17 protein-coding genes are annotated in these 19,701 nt (G+C 34.9%); 13 read left to right on the top strand and 4 right to left on the bottom strand.

Annotated elements, in window-relative coordinates:
• Positions 1-12 precede the first annotated feature (12 nt).
• The 5 genes from ACONDI_RS08800 (at position 13) to ACONDI_RS08780 (ending at position 7,385) form a co-directional block, all read left to right on the top strand.
• The gene (locus ACONDI_RS08800) at positions 13-1,779 is read left to right on the top strand and encodes a hydantoinase B/oxoprolinase family protein (protein ID WP_241078165.1); all 1,767 of its coding nucleotides are present in this window, start codon (positions 13-15) and stop codon (positions 1,777-1,779) included.
• 164 nt (positions 1,780-1,943) lie between these two features.
• Complete coding sequence (locus ACONDI_RS08795) at positions 1,944-2,879, top strand: DMT family transporter (protein ID WP_241078164.1); 936 nt, start codon at positions 1,944-1,946, stop codon at positions 2,877-2,879.
• Positions 2,880-3,004: 125 nt separating this feature from the next.
• Positions 3,005-5,722: a SpoIIE family protein phosphatase gene (locus tag ACONDI_RS08790; RefSeq protein WP_241078163.1), complete on the top strand. Its 2,718-nt coding sequence runs from the start codon at positions 3,005-3,007 to the stop codon at positions 5,720-5,722.
• A 107-nt stretch (positions 5,723-5,829) separates the two neighbouring features.
• Entirely contained in the window at positions 5,830-6,669 is an 840-nt protein-coding gene (locus tag ACONDI_RS08785) for an SIR2 family NAD-dependent protein deacylase (protein WP_241078162.1), read from the top strand.
• 2 nt (positions 6,670-6,671) lie between these two features.
• Complete coding sequence (locus tag ACONDI_RS08780; RefSeq protein WP_241078161.1) at positions 6,672-7,385, top strand: amidohydrolase family protein; 714 nt, start codon at positions 6,672-6,674, stop codon at positions 7,383-7,385.
• 117 nt (positions 7,386-7,502) lie between these two features.
• On the opposite strand, the gene ACONDI_RS08775 is transcribed toward ACONDI_RS08780, so the two are convergent.
• A complete protein-coding gene (locus ACONDI_RS08775) occupies positions 7,503-8,333 on the bottom strand; it encodes an FMN-binding protein (protein ID WP_241078160.1) in 831 nt (276 codons plus the stop codon).
• A gap of 76 nt (positions 8,334-8,409) precedes the next feature.
• Positions 8,410-9,480 carry an HD-GYP domain-containing protein gene (locus ACONDI_RS08770; protein ID WP_241078159.1) on the bottom strand — a complete coding sequence of 357 codons (1,071 nt, stop codon included), beginning with the start codon at positions 9,478-9,480 and terminating at the stop codon, positions 8,410-8,412.
• 132 nt (positions 9,481-9,612) lie between these two features.
• Here ACONDI_RS08770 and ACONDI_RS08765 point away from each other — a divergent pair, with 132 nt between their 5' ends.
• Complete coding sequence (locus ACONDI_RS08765; RefSeq protein WP_241078158.1) at positions 9,613-10,170, top strand: VanZ family protein; 558 nt, start codon at positions 9,613-9,615, stop codon at positions 10,168-10,170.
• A gap of 27 nt (positions 10,171-10,197) precedes the next feature.
• On the opposite strand, the gene ACONDI_RS08760 is transcribed toward ACONDI_RS08765, so the two are convergent.
• Positions 10,198-10,677, bottom strand: coding sequence for a DUF456 domain-containing protein (locus tag ACONDI_RS08760; RefSeq protein ID WP_241078157.1), 480 nt, complete (start codon positions 10,675-10,677; stop codon positions 10,198-10,200).
• A 193-nt stretch (positions 10,678-10,870) separates the two neighbouring features.
• On the opposite strand from ACONDI_RS08760, the gene ACONDI_RS08755 reads away from it, so the two are divergent.
• Positions 10,871-11,155 carry a GYD domain-containing protein gene (locus tag ACONDI_RS08755; protein WP_241078156.1) on the top strand — a complete coding sequence of 95 codons (285 nt, stop codon included), beginning with the start codon at positions 10,871-10,873 and terminating at the stop codon, positions 11,153-11,155.
• 92 nt (positions 11,156-11,247) lie between these two features.
• Positions 11,248-12,279: a diguanylate cyclase domain-containing protein gene (locus tag ACONDI_RS08750; protein ID WP_241078155.1), complete on the top strand. Its 1,032-nt coding sequence runs from the start codon at positions 11,248-11,250 to the stop codon at positions 12,277-12,279.
• On the opposite strand, the gene ACONDI_RS08745 is transcribed toward ACONDI_RS08750, so the two are convergent.
• Positions 12,267-13,265 carry an MBL fold metallo-hydrolase gene (locus ACONDI_RS08745; RefSeq protein WP_241078154.1) on the bottom strand — a complete coding sequence of 333 codons (999 nt, stop codon included), beginning with the start codon at positions 13,263-13,265 and terminating at the stop codon, positions 12,267-12,269. The two genes, ACONDI_RS08750 and ACONDI_RS08745, sit on opposite strands and share 13 nt — an antisense overlap.
• Positions 13,266-13,578: 313 nt before the next feature.
• Between ACONDI_RS08745 and fusA the strand changes: the two genes are divergently transcribed.
• The 5 genes from fusA (at position 13,579) to ACONDI_RS08720 (ending at position 19,607) form a co-directional block, all read left to right on the top strand.
• Positions 13,579-15,654 (top strand): elongation factor G, encoded by a 2,076-nt coding sequence (fusA, locus tag ACONDI_RS08740; protein ID WP_241078153.1) that lies wholly within the window; start codon positions 13,579-13,581, stop codon positions 15,652-15,654.
• 166 nt (positions 15,655-15,820) lie between these two features.
• Complete coding sequence (locus tag ACONDI_RS08735; RefSeq protein ID WP_241078152.1) at positions 15,821-16,486, top strand: hypothetical protein; 666 nt, start codon at positions 15,821-15,823, stop codon at positions 16,484-16,486.
• A gap of 351 nt (positions 16,487-16,837) precedes the next feature.
• Positions 16,838-18,367 (top strand): IS200/IS605 family accessory protein TnpB-related protein, encoded by a 1,530-nt coding sequence (locus tag ACONDI_RS08730; protein ID WP_241078151.1) that lies wholly within the window; start codon positions 16,838-16,840, stop codon positions 18,365-18,367.
• A 225-nt stretch (positions 18,368-18,592) separates the two neighbouring features.
• Positions 18,593-18,784 (top strand): hypothetical protein, encoded by a 192-nt coding sequence (locus ACONDI_RS08725; RefSeq protein WP_241078150.1) that lies wholly within the window; start codon positions 18,593-18,595, stop codon positions 18,782-18,784.
• A gap of 247 nt (positions 18,785-19,031) precedes the next feature.
• On the top strand, positions 19,032-19,607 hold the full coding sequence (locus ACONDI_RS08720) for a flavodoxin family protein (protein WP_241078149.1): 576 nt from the start codon (positions 19,032-19,034) through the stop codon (positions 19,605-19,607).
• Positions 19,608-19,701 lie beyond the last annotated feature (94 nt).

The raw sequence follows: 19,701 nt of genomic DNA, 5'->3' as shown, positions 1-19,701 counted from the left end.
GAGTTGGAAATTATGGTTGAGGATATAAAGAATGTGCAGGATCCTGTTACCCTTGAGGTTATGCGTAATGCTTTGCAATCTATTGCAGAGGAGATGGGAGTTACACTGATTAGGACTGCTCTATCGCCTAATATAAAAGACAGAAGGGACTGTTCAACAGCTATATATACTGCAGATGGTGATCTTGTCGCTCAGGCTGAGCATATCCCTCTTCACCTTGGGCTAATGCCTACTGTCATTAAAGAAGTATTAAAACATTACCCAAAAGATAATCTAGAACCTGGTGATGCAATAATTATAAATGATCCTTACATAAGCGGAAGCCATCTACCTGATGTTTGTATCTTTTCCCCGGTTTTTAGTTCTAGTGGTTCACTATTTGCCATAGTAGCAAACCTTGCACACCATGTTGATATAGGGGGAATATCTGCTGGTGGGATGCCTGTTAACGCCAGTGAAATTTTTCAAGAAGGAGTTAGGATACCCCCTCTAAAGATACGCAAAAAAGGAGAGGTTGACAAGGAGATACTAAAACTAATCGAAAACAATGTCAGGACTCCTTTTGAATTAAGAGGTGATTTAGAAGCACAGCTTGCTGCATCTAATGTTGGCAGTAAAAGATTAGTGGAACTTGAAGAAAAATACGGTGAAAAGTTCATGGCCCAAATTATGGAAGAGTTAATCAATTATGCCAAAAGAAGAATGAGAAACAAGATTAGAGAGCTTGAAAATGGTGAATATAGTTTTGCCGATTATCTTGAGCTAAGCGGAGAGAATAGCAAGAATAGGGAAGACAGCGATGATAAGCTATTGCCTATTAAAGTTAATATTAAGATAAATGATGAAAATATATTTGTTGACTTTACCGGGACAAGTAAACAGGTAGATGCTTCTTTGAATTCGACTTTTGCTGTTACCCTTGCTAGTGTTTATTACGGGACAAAATCTATGATTGACCCGGATGTACCGCCAAATGAAGGAGCTTTTAAATCTATTGAAGTAACTGCACCACGAGGAACTATTGTGAATCCAAATTTCCCGGCTCCGGTATCAAATGCAAATATTAATACCTCTCAGCGAATTGCTGATGTTGTTTTGGGTGCTCTTGCTAAAGCACTGCCGGATAGAGCAATGGCTGCCTGTTCGGGTACAATGAGCTTACTTACTCTAGGTGGTATAGATCCACGAGTGGGTCAGTATTACTCTTATGTGGAAACTTATGGTGGAGGTATGGGCGCAGTTAATGGTAGTGACGGTATGGATGGGGTTCACACCAATATGACTAATACCTTAAATACTCCGACAGAGGTTATTGAGATTTCATACCCGTTATTGGTTGAAGGCTATGGGCTGTTGCCCGACACTGAAGGGCCTGGGAAATACAGGGGAGGTATGGGACTATATCGAAGAATCAAAATCTTAGAACACGAAACCAATGCTACCTTAAGCACAGAAAGAGGGATCAAAAAACCCTGGGGGCTTTTTGGTGGTAAACCTGGTTCTAACTCAGTTAATATTCTAGAAAGTAGTAATGGTGCTAAAAAAAGATTACCAACACAGATCACAACTCGTATTTCACCAAAAAATGTGATAGATTATCAGACACCTGGAGCGGGTGGTTATGGAGATCCTTATAAAAGAGATCCCCAAAAAGTATTAAAGGATGTTAAAGAAGGCCTTGTCTCAGTAGAAAGGGCCAAAAAAGAATATGGAGTAGTTATATGCCAAAAAACGCTGACTATTGATTATGAAGGGACTGCAAAAATTAGAGAGTTGTAAAGTTAGTTAAGCAAATAAAACTGAAAATGTAGGACTTAATGTAGGACTTATCTGTTTGATATAGAATAAGATATAGAATAAATGATACATGTTAATATACATTAGGTGATTTGTTATTGATGTGATTATATTTTTCTTTTTTTTGAGAGGCAGGGGAGAGGCTAATGGGGGAGATTCTGGCTGTGTTTTCAGCCTTTTTTTATGGAGCTAGCAATATATATGTCAACCACGGGATAATAGAAGATAAGCTAAACAGGTATGAAGGACTTTTTGTTAGTTTGGTGGTTAATAACCTTTTTAACTTGATTATATTACCATTTTACTTAATATATGTGGACCTGCCTGCTTATAATTTTTGGGGGATATCTTTTTATGTTTTGGCAGGTATACTTACTTCTTTTTTGGCAAGGGTGTTACTGTTTTCTAGTATAGAAAAGGTAAAAGCATCAAGGGCATCGGTTTTAAAAATAACTGCCCCTGTTTTTACGGTTATACTTGGAGTAACAGTATTAAATGAAAAATTAAATATTTTTGAGCTTTTTGGAATTTTGATAGTGCTTGGTGGGGTATTAATAATAACTCTGGACAGCCAAAAATTAGCTAATGATAAAAATAGTATTAACTCTAACATAGCTAGTAAAGCAAACATAATAAGTAAGAAAACTTTAAAACTAGGCATTGTACTTGGCATATTGGCTGGACTGTCCCTTGGAGCAGGAAATGTTTTCAGGAAGTTAGGGACAGATTTTTATGGAAGCCCTTTTATCGGGGTTGTTGTTGGCAGCATAGTTTCACTATTATTTGTTACTATTTATTCTTTATTAACCAATCAGCTAGACATTAAAAAGGTATTAAAAAAAGAAAGTTTTAGCTATTCTTATGTTATAGTAGGAATATGGTATAGTCTTGCAACTTACAGCATCTTTGTAGCTCTTGACCTTGCTCCTGTATCAATAGTAAATTCTTTGTCTTCTACTCAGCCGATTTTTGCTATTATCTTAAGTGCTTTTATATTGAAAAAGCATGATTTGATTACATCAAGACTGATTGTTGGTGGCTTAGTGGTTATAGTAGGAAGTTTTTTAATATTTTTTAACTGATGATCAGATGTGAAAATTTCGTAAAACCTTACTTGCTAGGAAGGAATTGTTTAGCAAAAAGAAGAAAATCTTTTCCCACAGGATAAAACAGACATCAGAAAGAGTTATTAGAGAGGGGCTTTATTATGGTTTTTTCTAAAGATCAATATCGCAGGCTGCTTGAATTACTGCCTGAAGGTTTTTTTTACAGCAGGATGGTTTATGATGAAGATAATAAACCTATTGATTATATCTTCTTAAAAGTAAATTATGCATTTGAAATCCTGACTGATCTGTCAAGTGAAGAAGTTATTGATAAAAGAGCAAAAGAAATTTTCCCTGATATAGATGGTTCATGGATCGAGCAGTTTGCGGCAGTAGCTGATAGTGGAGGATATGTGAACTTTGAAAGTTATTTTGCCCCCCTAGATAAATGGTACTACGTTACTGTTTTTGGTGATAAACCTGGCTACTTTGCCTGTATATTTTATGACATATCAGATGAGGTAGAGATGAAAAGGAAGTTAATAGAAAAAGAGCAAATGTATAAGGCCCTTGCTGAGAACTCTCCTGATATTATCATGAGGTTTGATAGGGAGATTAGGCATATTTATGTGAATAAAGCCACAGAAGAGCTGACTGGTATCCCATGCAGTGAATTTATAGGTAAGACGCATTACGAATTGGGATTTGCAAGGGAGATGTCTGAATATTGGGAAAGTAAAATCAAAAGTGTCTTTAAGACCGGGGAGCCAAAGTATGACAGGTTTGAATATGAGGGTATTAATGGTTATAAGAAAGTTTTTGATTGGAGATTAATACCCGAATTTGATGAAAAAGTAGAAGTGAGTTCTGTGCTTTCTACAGCCAGAGATATAACAGAGGTGGAAAAATCAAGAGAAGCGCTAAAAGATAGAGAAGCCCAGATGGCTAGAGCACAAAAGATGGCTAAGCTGGGCAGTTGGGAACTTGATATAAAGACAAATAAATTAAGATGGTGTAAAAGAACGTATCAAATATTTGAAATAAATGATAAGACTCCCATTACTTATGAATACTTTTTATCGTTAGTTCATCCGGATGATAGAGATTATGTAAGTAAAGAGTGGTTAAAAGCAGCAAAAGGGTTTAAGGAATATAATATTGAGCATCGAATCTACACTAAAAATGGTATTAAATGGGTAAGGGAGTTAGCAGAAATAGAATATGATTACAAAAATAGGCCAACAAAAGCTTATGGTGCTGTACAGGATATAACTGAACAAAAAAGAGTGCAAGAAGAGTTAGAAAAGAGTGAAGAGAAATTTAGAAATTTTATTGAAAATGCAAATGATATTATATTTGCTATAGATCATAAAGGTTATTTTACTTATATATCTCCAAACTGTTATGAATACCTTGGCTATAAATTGCCTGAGATTATAAATAGAGACTTTATGTCTTTTGTTCATCCTGACGATAGGGAAAAAATTAAGAAAAGCCTAGACAGCAGGATTTACGAGTACAGAGAAAAAGATGGTCAAAATGTTAGTTATATAAGTATAGAATACAGGCTAAAACATAAAAGCGGAGAATGGAGATGGGTTGATGTTAAAACTTCTATACTTGAAGAAAAACAAGGGAAATTTGAGCTAATGGGTATTGCAAGAGATGTAACAGAGCAAAGGGTAATGGAAGAAGAGCTTGATAACTATTATATTGAGCTTGAAACTTTGTATGAAAGATTAGATAAGGAGATCAATAAAGCTAAAGAAATGCATGAAAAAGCACTGCCGGTTATTTTCCCGGAAGTGGATAATTTGTCGGTTTCGGCATTTTATCAGCCTGCTGAGATGATAGGTGGAGACTTTTACAATGTTGTCAAAAAAGATAATCAGGTTGTTCTATACATATCTGATGTTACAGGGCACGGATTAGATAGTGCTATGATGAGTTCTTTTATCAAAAATACTATAGATACCTATATTTCTTTGTGTGAAGGAGAAATTAGTCCGGGTAGGATTTTAGAGTTTGTGACTGATAGATACCTGAATGAGGGCTATCCCGATGACTTTTTTATATGTATATATATAGTAGTATTTGATCAGAAAAATTATGAGTTGAAGTATACAGGAGCTGGATTTCATGAACCCCCTATTGTTGACTTTGGTGATGGCAAAGAGTATTTTCTCAATAATGTGGGACTTCCTATTTCTTCTGCTGTCCCGAAGGATATGCTCAATTTTCAGAGTTTGAGAAGGGATTTAGCTCCCGGCTCAACGGTATTAATTTCATCAGATGGGCTTTCCGAACAGGTTGTAGATGGGAAATATTATGGGAATAGATTGAAAAATGTTTTTTATAAGTATAGCAATTGCCCTCCTGAATTAATCATAGAAGCAATCAAAAATGATTATGTCAATTTTAATAATGGTATCCTTCAGGGAGATGATGATATAACCTTGGTGGTTTTTCAGGTATACAGACAAAATAAGATGTCATTTTCATACGAACTGCGTAGTGAGTTAGAAGAGTTAAACTGGTTAGACAAAGATGTTCAATCTAAACTTCCACCTGTTGAAGAAAGCCAATACTTCTTAATGGCTCTTCATGAGCTTACTGCTAATGCCATTGAACATGGCAATCAGTTAAATAAAGAAAAGAATGTTAGAGTAGATATTATTTATGTTGAACAGAAGTATCTTATGGCAGTAATAGAAGATGAAGGAGAAGGGTTTGACTGGCAGCAAAAATTAAGGAAAGAGATAGAGTTAAGTGGCGAAAAAGAAAGAGGTAGAGGAGTCTTAATGTCAGCAATGATTAGTGATATAATTTACTATAATCACAAGGGAAATAAAGTTATAGCTTTAATAAAAATAGAATAGGCGTTGGTTGTAATAAAAAACAAGACTTTGTTCATATGACTTTTTACACTAGAATCAACATTAATTTTATTTTAAAACTGGTCGCACGGTGGGAGGTGAAGGTAAAAATGGAGCTAGAAAAGGAATTTGAAAAAGCAGCTCAAGTGATTAACAGGGCAAGTGCAATTATTGTTAATACAGGTGCTGGCATGGGCGTGGACAGTGGCCTTCCCGACTTTAGAGGCAAAGAGGGTTTTTGGAAAGCTTATCCGTTATATAAGCGGTTAGGGATTAATTTTATGGATGCTGCAAACCCTGCTCATTTTTCTAAAGATCCTTCTTTTGGTTGGGGATTTTATGGACATCGGGTTAACCTATATAGAAAAACAGAACCCCATGAGGGTTATAAGATCTTGAAGGATTGGATCAGAGAGTTTGGGCTCGATTATTTTATTGCTACATCTAACGTGGATGGTCAGTTTCAAAAAGCTAGTTATCCTGACGACAAGATTTTTGAAGTTCATGGTTCTATACATCATTTGCAGTGCGTTAGGCCATGTAGTGATGATATTTGGGATAATGATGAAGAATTTGAAATAGATAAAGATAGCATGAGATCTAATAATGTTCCCCTTTGTCCCAATTGTGGCGGGACTGCGAGGCCAAACATTTTAATGTTTGGAGACTTTTCGTGGGTTGGTGAGCGCTCTGGCAAACAGGAAGATAGGTTTAGGCAGTTTTTGGACGAATATCAAGATGAGAATATTGCCGTGATTGAAATAGGGGCAGGGACGGCTGTGCCTACAATTAGAAACTTGAGTGAACGTATTGCTAGGAGTTATGATGCTGCTGTTATTAGAGTAAACCCCAGGGAATATCATATATCGCCCCCTCACATATCCATCGCCTGTGGTGGGCTAGAAGGATTAGAGGGGATAAACAATTATTTGCAAGAAAGGGGTAAATAATATTGTTAATTTTGGATGCCCATGCTCATTGTGGTTTGACGCTTACCTTTGAAAGACTTAATTCTATTTGGAAGCAAGGTGGGATAGATGGAGGTGTGATATTTTCTCCTGTTGAAGAGATCTATGATAGAGCCGACCGAAACTTTATCGACAGCGAAAAATATAAAGAGAGTAGAAGAAAAGTTCATGAATATCTTAGGACGTTAAAAGATGAGAATATCTATATTTATTGGTTTGTTTGGAATGACTTTATGATTCCCTGGAATGATTTTTGTGGTATAAAATGGCACAGGCATGCCAGCGAACCGAATTATCAGTACGAAAAGGATGAATGTAAGGATTTGATTGAATACATATGTGCAAATAAACTGCCCGTCTTGCTTGAAGAAGAGTTCTCTAACACGATAAAATTAATTGATGAATTTAGAAGCAGAACAACAACAATAATTCCCCATATGGGGAGTTTAAACGGGGGTTATAGTAGATTAAAGGAAAAAGGAATTTTTGAAAATCCCAGTGTTTATGTTGATACATCTTTGGCAAGTCCTTTTGAAATAAAAGATTTTGCAGAAAATCATGGAACCGATAGGATGATCTTTGGAAGTGATTATCCTTTTGGTGACCCAGTAGATGAGTGTATGAAAATAAAAGAGATATTCTCCGGTGAGGATTTAGAAAAAATCCTGGCGCAAAATATTCTTCGCCTTATCAAATGATTTACTTTTTGCAGTATAATCATCAATATTAATAAAATAAGGAAGGGATTTTTTGATTGAGAATCAAAGAAGAAATCCCTTCCTTTACTGAATTAACCTATTCATTTGACATTTAAGTTATTCCTCTCCATTTTCCTCTTCTCCAACTTCTTCTTCGTCTTCTGTTTCACCTTCTCCGGCTTCTTCTTCTCGGCCAGCTTTTTGTAGGGCATCTTCTACGGCTTCCATCCACATTTCGGAACTTTCAGTTGCGTCTGTGTATACATCTACCTCTGAGGAATTTTCTTCAACAAACCAGTCGGGCATGGCTTCTTTTGCTTCATGCCATTCTTCCCACTGATAGTCGTCATCTTTAAATTCGTACTCTTCATCTTCTTCGTCGGTTAAAGTGACTTCTTCTAATTTAACCTCGGATATTTCCTCGTTGTCTAAAGTTACCCAAGCTACTCCCCAACCGTCATCAGTTTGCTCAGATGTTCCAAGGAAAGTACCATCGAATGCTCCTGTCTCGCCTTCTGCTCTTTGGATGGCTTTGTCTACAGCACCCATTGCTTTTTCAGAGGTTCCTGTAGCTTCTGTGTATACTTCTATGTCTGAGTCGTTTGCTTCTTTGAAACGTTCTGGCAGCTCATCCATAGCTTCATGAAAGGGATCCCAGTCATAATCTTCTCCTTTTTCAATACCTTTGTCATTAAATTCAGCCAGCTCTACTTCGGTAATTTCGTCATCTTCAAAGGTTACATCTGCATGTACATAACCTCTATCATCAGCCTCTGATGCAGCTGAAAAAGTTCCGTCTTCACGACCATTCCCTACTTGTGCTCCATTGTCACCGTTGTCTGCTCCGTTTTCTGCTCCATTGCCGTTATCAGGTTCTGCCTCGCATCCTAGTAGCGCAGTTGAGATAATAAGTAACAGAATCACTGGGATGACAATTAGTTTTTTCATTAATGGTGCCCCCTTAATTTTATTTTCTACTATTAAGATGGCACCATTGCTGCTATATTATTCTTATTATTTACTATTAACTTAGTGTTGATATTACAGTGACTGAATTTAAAGTATTATTCCTTAGATCTATGTCATAAGGTGAGATATCTGCTCCATTTTCTTTGGTAATTCTTATTTTGGGACGAAGGGTGTGCATTTCGTAATTTTCGATAACGATACCCTGACGATTATCGCTTAATATTACCTCTGTTCCCACAGGATAGGGAGCTACTTTTTTGAAAAAATGAGTTACAATATCTCTGTCAAAATTTGTTCCGCTACCTCCTAGAATAAACTCCATAGCTTCTGAGGGGGTAAAGCCTTTTCTATATGGCCTGTCTGATACCAAGGCATCATATACATCTGCTACACTTGCAATCCTACTATACAAATGGATATCACTACCATTTTTCCCTTCAGGATAGCCTTCTCCTGCAAATTTTTCGTGATGATGGAGTGCAACCATATAAGATGTTGTAGGAATCTCGTCATTTTGTTTTAAAATTTTGTAACCTTCTACTGGATGTTGTTTTATAACACTAAATTCTTTATCATCAAGTTTACCGCTTTTATTAAGTACTTCTTTTGGAATATTTACTTTGCCAACATCGTGGAGCAGTGCACCTAAACCTAGTTTGTAAAGATCAGAATTGTTTAATCCTAAAGAAATCCCTGTTATTACAGATAAAATCGTCACATTAACTGAATGATGAAATGTGTAATCATCAAATATTTTTAAGTCCATCATGTTAACCATGAGGTTTTTATTTTCAATTATTTCGGCTAGAAGCACATCAACAGATTTCTTTATTTCATTAACCTTTTTATTAGAAATTTTCATCTGCCTATTTATATCCTGAAAAGTATCTTTCATTTCATTTGTGGTTTCCCGTTTTAGTTCTTCACTTACAATTTCTTTAACTTCAACATCTTCAAGCCTTTCATCTTGAACATAAATCCCATTATATCCCAACTCATTAATCTTGGAGATATAATTGTTTTTTAACTTGACGCCTGCTTGTAATAATATACTACCTTTTTCGTTGTAGACTGGCTTTGCTAATACCATTCCTTCTTCAATATTATTTAGATTAACGAATCTCATTACTTTATTCCTCCAAACAAGATATTAATGTTTCGATATTACTTGAATACAATATGAATTGATTACTTGTTTTTACTAGTTTATGATGGTAGAATTTTGTAAGCAAAATCACGTAAATTGGGGGATCTGACTTTGCAAAAAAAGCATGCTTGGCTTTTGGTATTTGTTTTACTTGGGACACTATACTATTTATCTTCTATCCCTGGACTAAGAGTACTGCCAGTGCTGCAGCAGGTAAACGATTTATTTGGGCTGTTGGATGTTAGTTTTGAAAAAGCAGCTATCTTTATTTCATCTAATTTACCTGGTGAACTAGGGCCTGTCCAAACTTTTAGCAGTGACTTTTATGAATATGCTAGTGAAAACCCTGGTATAATCGAATTTATTCTTAGAAAAATAGCTCATATTGTTGTGTTTTTCGTAATAACAATTGCAGTATTTCTGTTACTTCGCGAGTATACAGCAAGCAAATTACTTGCAGTGGCAGGAGCGTTTCTTCTTGCAACTATTATAGCAATATTAGACGAATATCATCAATCATTTGTAGATGGTAGGCATGGTACTATAGTAGACGTGTTGATTAATATGGTCGGTATATCATTGGCAGTAGCACAAATTTTGTTTTCATTTTTCTTAACTGGCAATTGGCGGGGCAAAAATAGAGCCCCTAGGGATAATAGTAATGTCTAACAGTATATTACGTCTAACGGGTAATAGCTAAACTATAGATATAAAAAACCATAGAATCATCAATAATTCTATAATTAATTTTAATAAAAAACCTCCTAATAGTCCAATAAGTGTACCCAAACTAGAATAAAGTGCTTTATTAATAGGTACTTTTCTTAATAATTCACCTAACAAAGCTCCTACAAAAGGCCCGAAAATTATTCCTGGGATTCCAATTGTAATAATACCAATTAGGAGGCCAATAACTGCCATCCAGGTAGCGGTTCTTGATCCACCAAATTTTTTTGTTCCAAATGCAGTAGCAATATAATCCACAATTAATACCAAAAAGGCTGCAAACCCCTGAATTATGTAAAAATTAACAGAGAGTCCTGCAAAATCTATAAAAAACCCATAAATTAGCATCCCCAGCCAAATAAATAATACTCCTGGGATGACTGGTAGAAGGGTTCCTACTATACCAGCAATAAAAAAAACTGAGGCTATTATTAATCCAGGTATATGCATTCATATCGTCTCCTTAAGAGTTAATTAGATATTTGCACTATCTATTATATGATATATTATATAGCAAAGGAATTTAAAAGTGGAAGAAATACAATAATAGCTAATTTTCAAACAATTAAGGAAATTTAATGAATAATATGTTAATAATATGTTATAATTTTAATAAGAATAACAAGCAAAGGGGGGTAAAGTAATGCCTACTTATATCTTGCTTAGTCGCTTGACTGATGACGGCTGCAAAACAATCAAAGATAACGCTGAAAGGATTAAGGAAGTTAACAAAGATGTTGAAGAGATGGGAGGAAGAGTAGTTTCTCAATATGCTTTGCTAGGAGATTATGACTTTTTGAATGTAGTTGAAGCACCTGATAATGAAACAATACAAAAAATATCTTTAGAGCTAGCTTCTCGTGGCACAATCAGAATTAAAACTATGCCAGCAGTTGAAGCAGATCAATTTATAAACAAAATGAAATAGATTTATCAGCCCATCGTTTTAGCCCCATCGTTAAATATAAAATGATGGGGCTAACTAACGCTTAACTATAGGTGTAAGGAGAGGCTAAAGTTATGGCAATTTTGGTAGTTGATGATTCTAGAAGTGTTCGCTTTTTTATCAAAAAAATGTTAGAAGAAAGAGGTTATAAGGAAATTAAAGAAGCTTCTTCAGCTAAAGAAGCATTTGATATATTGGGGATTTATAGAAATAATAATAATAACACAGATGAAATTGATTTAATATTGATGGATATTATTATGGAAGATATGGATGGTGTAGAAGCTTGTCAAATAATTAAACAAGAGCCTAAATATAATGATACACCGATAATTATGATAACTTCTGAAACAAAGAGTGAGTGGTTAAAAAAAGCTTTTGATGCAGGTGCTATAGATTATATCCAAAAGCAAGCTGGCAAAATAGAGCTATATGCTAGAGTAGAATCTGCCCTAAAATTAAATAATGAAATTAAAGAACGTAAAAAAAGAGAAAGACAGCTAAAGGATATGACTAAGCACTTAGAACAGATAAATAATGAATTAGAAGAAAAAAATGAAAAATTAGAGAGAATGGTTAATATAGACGGGCTAACAGGAATAGCTAACAGGCGTTTTTTTGATGAAATTTTGACCAGGGAATGGAAAAGGTCCAAAAATGATAAGAAAGTGCTATCTTTAATTATATGCGATATAGACTTCTTTAAATTTTATAATGATACTTATGGTCACCAGGCCGGAGATGAATGCCTCAAAAGAGTAGCTAATAAACTATGTCAGGTAGTTACTCGCCCCCAGGATTTGGTCGCACGGTATGGGGGCGAAGAATTTGCAATTATTTTACCTTATGTTGACTCCGATGATGCTCTTCGTATTGGTGAAAGAATCAGAAAAGGAGTAAAAGCACTGTACATACCACATGAAACTTCTGAGATTTCTGATCATGTTACTTTATCGGTTGGTGTTGCTACAGTAAAGTATGAATGGGGAAATAACAATAAAAAAGAACTAAGACTTGATAAGTTTATTGAGTTAGCGGATCAGGCATTGTATAAAGCAAAGCAAGATGGGAGAGACAGAGTAGATTATGCAATCTATAGAGAGTAGTAATTTTTAAAAACCGATTCATTACTGTGTTTTTCTTCAGGAATTTTTTCTTTTTTTAATATACCTTCTTCATGCATGTAGTCTAGATGAGCAAGGGCTTCACCTGTGGCAAACCATTTTTGCATTAAGGGAAACTCCTTCCAGGATTTGCAATCTAAATCCCAAGTCATTTTAGATGCTATTTGATAAGGAGTTTGGTGTTCTGACTTTTTAAGAATTGATCTTATTTCATCTATTCTTTTGTAGTGATGATCTTTTAATTGTTCTACTCTAAGTTCTAAATTTTCAAAAGTACTTCGATGTCCGGGAAGAACAAGGGATACTTCTAGTTCTTTTATTTTGTTCAGGCTTTCTAAATATTTTTTTAAGGGATTATTTAATTTTTCCAAAAAGCCTGAAATATTAGGGGTGATATCCCAAAGTACATGATCGCCTGAGAAAAAAATTTGCTCATTTGGCTCATAAAGACAGGTGTTACCCGGTGTGTGACCGGGTGTTTCTATGCACTTTAGCTTATAGTTTCCAACCTCGATTATTTGATCTTCTTTTACAAATGTAAAGCCGTCTGATTTTTCTGGGCTGTATTTGTTCCCCGGGTGTTTAGTTATAGCTTCCTCAATTTCTTTCTCTGGAAACCCATTTTCTAATGCCCTCTTTAACGCTCTTTTCCAATATGTGTGATCGCTTACTATTTCAGAGTCTGGATAATTGAAAAAAATACGAGAATCATCTTTTGCAAAATGATATGCAAGACCTATATGATCAGCATGCAAATGAGTGACAAAAACATCAATGCTTTTTGGATCAACCTTTAAAGAATGAATAGCTTTATTTAGAGCGTCGAGACATTCTTTACGATTCATACCTGTATCTATTAAAAGGTTTCTATCTTTTCCCTTGATAAAATAAGAATTAGTTGCCTTTAGTGGGTTGTTTGGGAGAGGTACTTCTATTTTGTAAATATTATCTTTGAGTTTTTCATACATAAATTACTGCCTCCTTAGCTAGCACATTTTATTCTTAACTAATATTGGTATTTTATCATACATTCAATTTAATATGAATATCAAAGCTATATAAAGCATTGCCGCTTTTTTTTGGATTAATATAAAAAATCAAGGAAAAAATATACATATAGTCAGAAATGAAGAAGTTATTTTTCAGAAAATTAATTGATCTTAAGGAGGAATTTATAAAAAATTGCGAGAATAATTAAATTATATAATCATAAGAGAAGATTATTAAGCTAATTTATTATAAATACCCATAACACTTAATTATTGCAAAGGAGGTACATTTATGAAAAATTTTAACCCTGATCAACTACGAAACGTAGGAATATGTTCCCACAGTGGAGCTGGTAAAACTTCTCTAGCTGAGGCTATGTTATACACCTCAGGGGTTAATGAAAGACTAGGGAAAGTTGACGAAGGAACGAGTACTACAGACTATGATAAGGAAGAAATGGAAAGAGGTATTACAATTAATACTTCTGTAGCTCCATGTGAATGGAAGAACTGTAAAATAAATCTCGTTGACACTCCGGGATATTTTGATTTTATAGGGGATGTGAAGAGTGCGCTTAGAGTAGTTGATGGTGCATTGATTGTGGTTAGCGCATCTTCCGGTGTTGAAGTGGGTACAGAACAGGTCTGGCAATACGCTGATGATTACGGTTTGCCACGTATTTTGTTTGTAAATAAAATGGAAAGAGAAAATGCAAACTTTGAACAAACATTGGAACAACTACGTGATCATTTTGGTGATCAGGTAGTACCGGTAACAATTCCAATGGGTCAAGAAGATTCATTTAAAGGAGTAATAAACTTAGTTACAATGAAAGCTGTTTACCCAAAAGGTGACGGGCGGGAAGTATCTGAAGAAGATATACCTTCTGAGTTTCAGGATGAAGCAGAGAACTACCGGGAAATATTGATGGAAGAAATAGCTGAGTGCAATGATGAAATGCTAGAAAAATATCTTGAAGGTGAGCCTTTGACCGAGGATGAAATAATAACAGGTGTTAAGCAATATACTAAAGAAGGAGGGCTTGTACCTGTCCTCAGTGGATCGGCTACTCAAAATATTGGAGTAAACCAGCTTCTTGACTGCTTAACTTATTATATACCAAATCCATTAGAGAAAGAAAGTATAAAAGGTAGCGATCCAAATACAGAGGAAGAGATAGAACTGAAAACTTCAAATGATGAGCCGTTTAGCGCTTTTGTTTTCAAGACCATTGCCGACCCTTACGTGGGAAGGTTGAATTACTTTAGGGTTTACTCTGGTGAACTATCTGATGACAAAGAAGTTTATAATTCAAATGATAAGTCTAGCGAAAGAGTTGGAAAGTTATATTACCTTAAAGGTAAGGAGCAGATAGCAGTAAATAAGGTTACAGTTGGAGATATAGCAGCAGTTAGTAAACTTCAAAAGACTTCTACTGGTGATACACTATCTAGCCCGGATAAGCCTATCGTCTTGCCCGAAGTAGATTTTCCTGAACCAATTATATCCTTTTCAGTTGTAACTCAAGATAAAGGAGACGATGAAAAAGTAGGAACTGCCCTTTCGAAGTTTTTGGAAGAAGATCCAATATTAAAAAGAGAAACAAATAAAGAGACAAAAGAAACCTTAATATCCGGCATGGGAGAACTCCAGCTAGAGATAGTCGTTAGCAGAATGGCTAAAAAATATGGTGTAGATGTGGATCTTGTAGAGCCTAAAGTACCATACCGAGAAACTATTACTAAAACTGTGAATTCTGAAGAAAAATATAAGAAGCAGTCGGGTGGTAAAGGTCAATACGGCCATGTTTATATTGAATTTTCTCCTCTTCCTGAAGGACAACAATTTGAATTTGAGAACAATATTGTGGGAGGAGTAATCCCCAAACAATATATTCCTGCGGTGGAAAAAGGGATCTTAGAAGCTATGGAAACTGGAGTTTTAGCTGGCTACCCCGTTGTAGATATAAAAGCTAACCTTTATGATGGTTCGCATCATAGTGTAGATTCCTCGGAAATGGCATTTAAAGTTGCAGGTATAAATGCATTTAAAAAGGGAATGGAAAAAGCAGAACCTATTTTGCTTGAGCCCATTTTGGATGTTGAGGTTAGAGTACCAGAAAAATATATGGGTGATGTTATGGGTGATCTAAATAGTAAGAGAGGCAAAATTCAGGGAATGGATCCGGACGGAGATGATCAGTTAATTAAAGCCTATGTACCCCAGGCAGAAATGCTAAAATACGCAATAGACTTACGTTCAATGACTCAAGGCAGAGGAAGTTTCAAAACGAAGTTTAGTCATTATGAGCAAGTGCCAGGAGATGTCAGGGATAAAATAATTGAAGATGCTAAGCAAGAAGTATAGTATCAAATACGGCATGTAATAAAAAAATGATAGGTTCCTGCTTTAAATATGTAGGAGCCTATTATTTTTTTGTTTGACAAAATTATAATTAAGATATATAAATAATTTGAAGATATATAAAGAAATTGAAAATTAATTGGCCTTTATTTCGAGGTGAAAAAGGGTGATGGAATTTAGAGAACTTGAAGAGAAAAATAATACAAATGAAGAGCTAGATAGTATTGAAGAACTTGATAATATTAAAGAACTTGATAATAAAGTAAAAAAAGAAATGGGAATTAATAAAGATAATTCCAAGCAATTAGAACATTTCGAAGAGAAAAAAGAAGAACAAAACGCCGAGCTTGCTGCATTTCAGATTTTAGAAAATGCGAATGTTGCTATAAAGCAATTTATATCTGAGTTAAATGACAGTATATCTACAGAAAATCAAGGGTATTTTTTATTATATTATTACGGGTTTTTGCAGGCACTTATAAACCAGCAAAATACAATAATGTATTTGTATAGGTTGAAAAAAGGCAAAAATCTTAAATTACCTCCTAATTTGAAACGCATCAGGAAGATAAAAAGACAATCGATAGGTCATTTGCCAGATTTGTATGCAGAAGGAACTGAAAAATATGAATATATAACTGATACTTATGTAACTTCAGACAGTAAATTTTATTATATAATCCTAAATGATGAAAAAAACTGTGATGATATAGTTTATTTTGATCCGGTTAATATTGCCGAACATAACAGAAAGTTTGTTAAAGCAACTTTAGAAGATATAGGCCTGGATAACTTTATTAAGACGGTGTCTGAATGTTATAAAGAGCTTTTGTAAGAGGGATTGCCTGATTTGATTTATATGGCAATCCCTTTTTTATTTTTTAAGTGTCTACAATTTCACATTAGTCAAACAATTCATAAACATTTACCTATTCATAAAGATTTTCCTATTCTTAAATATTGCCAATTTATATATTTTTGTAGATTAGAATGCTATAATTGCTATATAGACAATAAAGGAGGTTGAAAACAGCTTAAAAATTTCTGCACATTTTTAGAAAAAACTAAGAAAATCTGTATTTTTTTCTGAATTTAAGTTGATTATCCTGGGTAAAAACAGTATAATATATATAGAACATTAGTTCGCAAACACTAACCGCCATAATAAAATTGGAGGCTACAAAATATGAAAACCACCAGGATGCTCAAACTTAAAAACATTTCCCCGCAGTTCAAGGTTCGGTTAGATAATTTAATGAGGGAATTCTGTGCAGCAAAACGCTACAGCTATAACAGGTTAATAAATGGCCTAGATCAAAACGAGACAAACAAATTACTTCAGCGGGTTTTTCGCCTAAACAAACGCTACTCAGAAGATGCTACCCTTCAGGCAAAAACTATCATAGACAGCCAAAAAGAGCTTTTGGCTCTGTATCTAGAAGAAACCAAAGCCAAGTTAATAAAAACCCGCCGTAAAATCGAAACTTACAAAACCGGCAAAAAAACACCCCAAAAAGTTGACTTAAAAACCTGCCTAGAAGGACTAGGGTTTAGAGTAAAAAAACTAGAACAAAAACAAACAGAACTTCAAAATCATATAGATAATCACACTATCCCACCAGCCATTTTTGGTGGCAAGAAAAACTTTCGTGCAAGAACAAAAGGCCATATAACAAACCAGGAATGGAAAGACCTTCGAACTAACCAGCTCTACTCCAGGGGTGACAAAACTAAAAAAGGTAACCTAAACACAAGAATAACTGAACAAAACGATAGATTCTACCTTGAAATAGCAGACTCTCTAAACATAAAACCAAACAATAGAAGTCCGCGTATCAAAGCTGAACTAGAAATACCAGACAAATATTTTGATGAAATCTTAGACGCTACCTATCCTGACTCCAAAGGCAATTATCATCCCTACAGCATAGAAATCAAGCGAAAAGATGGAGAATACTACGTTTATCTAACTTACGAAGAAGAAGTACCAGGGTCATGGTTAAAACCAAAACAACCAATTAATGTTCAGCTCATAGCCGGGATAGACGTAAATATTGACCGTACAGCCGTTACCATTATGACAAAACAGGGTAACTTCATAAAATCCAGGGTATTTTACTGCCACGAGATGGAGTATGTCTCATCCAACAAACGAGAAAACATAGCAGGAGAGCACTCGAAAGACATAATAGACTATCTACTCCACGAAAACGTAGGAGCCATAGTAACTGAAAAACTAAACTTTAGAAATGATCACGACACAAACAAAAGATATAACCGTCTGACTCATAATTTTACCAGGAAAAAACTCCTACAAGGGATAACAAGAAGGGGACTTAGAAACGGGTTCGAAATAAAACAAATAAACCCTGCTTACAGCTCGATTATTGGCAGATTTAAATACTCTAAAAAATACAGCCTCTCAGTTCACCAGGCTGCAGCCTTGGTAATTGGCCGCAGGGGTCTTGGCTACAGAGAAAAGCTCCCAGTGGAGCTAATTCAAAAATTACAAGAACTAAAACCATATTTACAAAATCTTATTGGATCAAAGGAAGAATCCAACAAGATAAAATATTTAAAAGATATTATCCAAAAGATAGATAACTTTAAAAATTATCATCACTGGACATTGTGGAACATGGCAAATAAATTTTTGGAATTTAATTTGAGCGATCATAAACTAAAAAGGCAGGAGGTGAAACCCCTGAGTTACTAAAATTCTTTTACTGCGATAGGTTAATACCATGGGAAGGAAAGGCCTATCGCATCTGCCGTCCCTAACAGGGAGTCGCCGGTCTGTCTTCTACTTTAGGTAGATGACCCTATACTGGTGAAACCGAGTGAAAATCTCTGCGGTAAGTCGCCTTTTCTTGGTTCGGCGGCGGTGGTTTTAGGGCACAATGTTTAGATTTGTGCATATTTTAGTAACCAGGTGCGATATATGGCTGCTCCAAAATATTTTTTTCAGGATATAAATTTAAAACTCAAAAATCAAGATACTTCTTACGAAGGTATTTTAAAGAGTTTAGTTAAAAAGGGTTATAGTGGAGAAGCAATGCTTAAAGATTATAAAGACATGGAATCAAACCTTAAAAAGCTAAAAAGCATTCGTGGATTAAAAGAAAACAAGTAGATATAAATAAACATAATAGAACCTAACATAATAGAACCTAAAATTGAGGCTGTCATAAGAGTTTTTAATAGCTCTATGGCAGTCTATTTTATTTCTTCGCAAATTTTAAATTATTATGGTAAAATCTATAGATGGACGAGCTTATACAGTAATAGTAAAGGTGTACTATGAATAGTGCTATGAATAGTGCAAAGTTTAATTTTTGCGTGTTTAAATTAATTCTATTGTAACAAGGGAGGAATAAAAAATGAAAGTGACAGCTTTTAATGGTAGTCCAAGGAAAAACAGCAATACTGCAGCGCTTATCAAAAAGGTTTTTGAGCCCCTTGAAAAAGCAGGGATTGAGTGTGAATTAGTAAGCCTTGCGGGTAAAGAGATTAAAGGTTGCAAAGCATGCGGTAAGTGTAGAGAAAATCTGGATAAACGTTGTGTTATGGATGATGATATAGTAAATGATTGCATTGAAAAAATGCTTGAATCTGATGGTATAATAATTGGATCTCCGACATATTTTGCTACCCTAAATGCCGAAACAAAAGCATTGATCGATAGGGCAGGATTTGTTGCTAAGGGCAATGATCACATGTTTAGAAGGAAAGTTGGGGTGGCAGTAGCAGCAGTAAGAAGAGCTGGTTCAATGAATGTTTTTCAAGCAATAAATAATTTTTACCTGATTAATGAAATGATTATACCTGGTTCTATATATTGGAATATGGGAATGGGTAAAGGAGAAGGTGAAGTAGACAATGATGAAGAAGGTATGAAGATCATGGAGATACTTGGTGAAAACACTGCCTGGCTTTTGAATAAAATTAAGGAATAGTTTTAAACAATTATATAAATTTTGTAATAAAAATCACTACCGCAGCAGGAAAAAGCAATGTTAAAAAGAATATCTATATGATGAGTTTAATTTA

Origin of the sequence: Natranaerofaba carboxydovora, assembly GCF_022539405.1 — a bacterium.
Lineage (GTDB): Bacteria > Bacillota > Natranaerobiia > Natranaerobiales > Natranaerofabaceae > Natranaerofaba > Natranaerofaba carboxydovora.
Note: the sequence above shows the minus strand (reverse complement) of the source record. Positions and strands in the feature narration are given on the sequence as shown.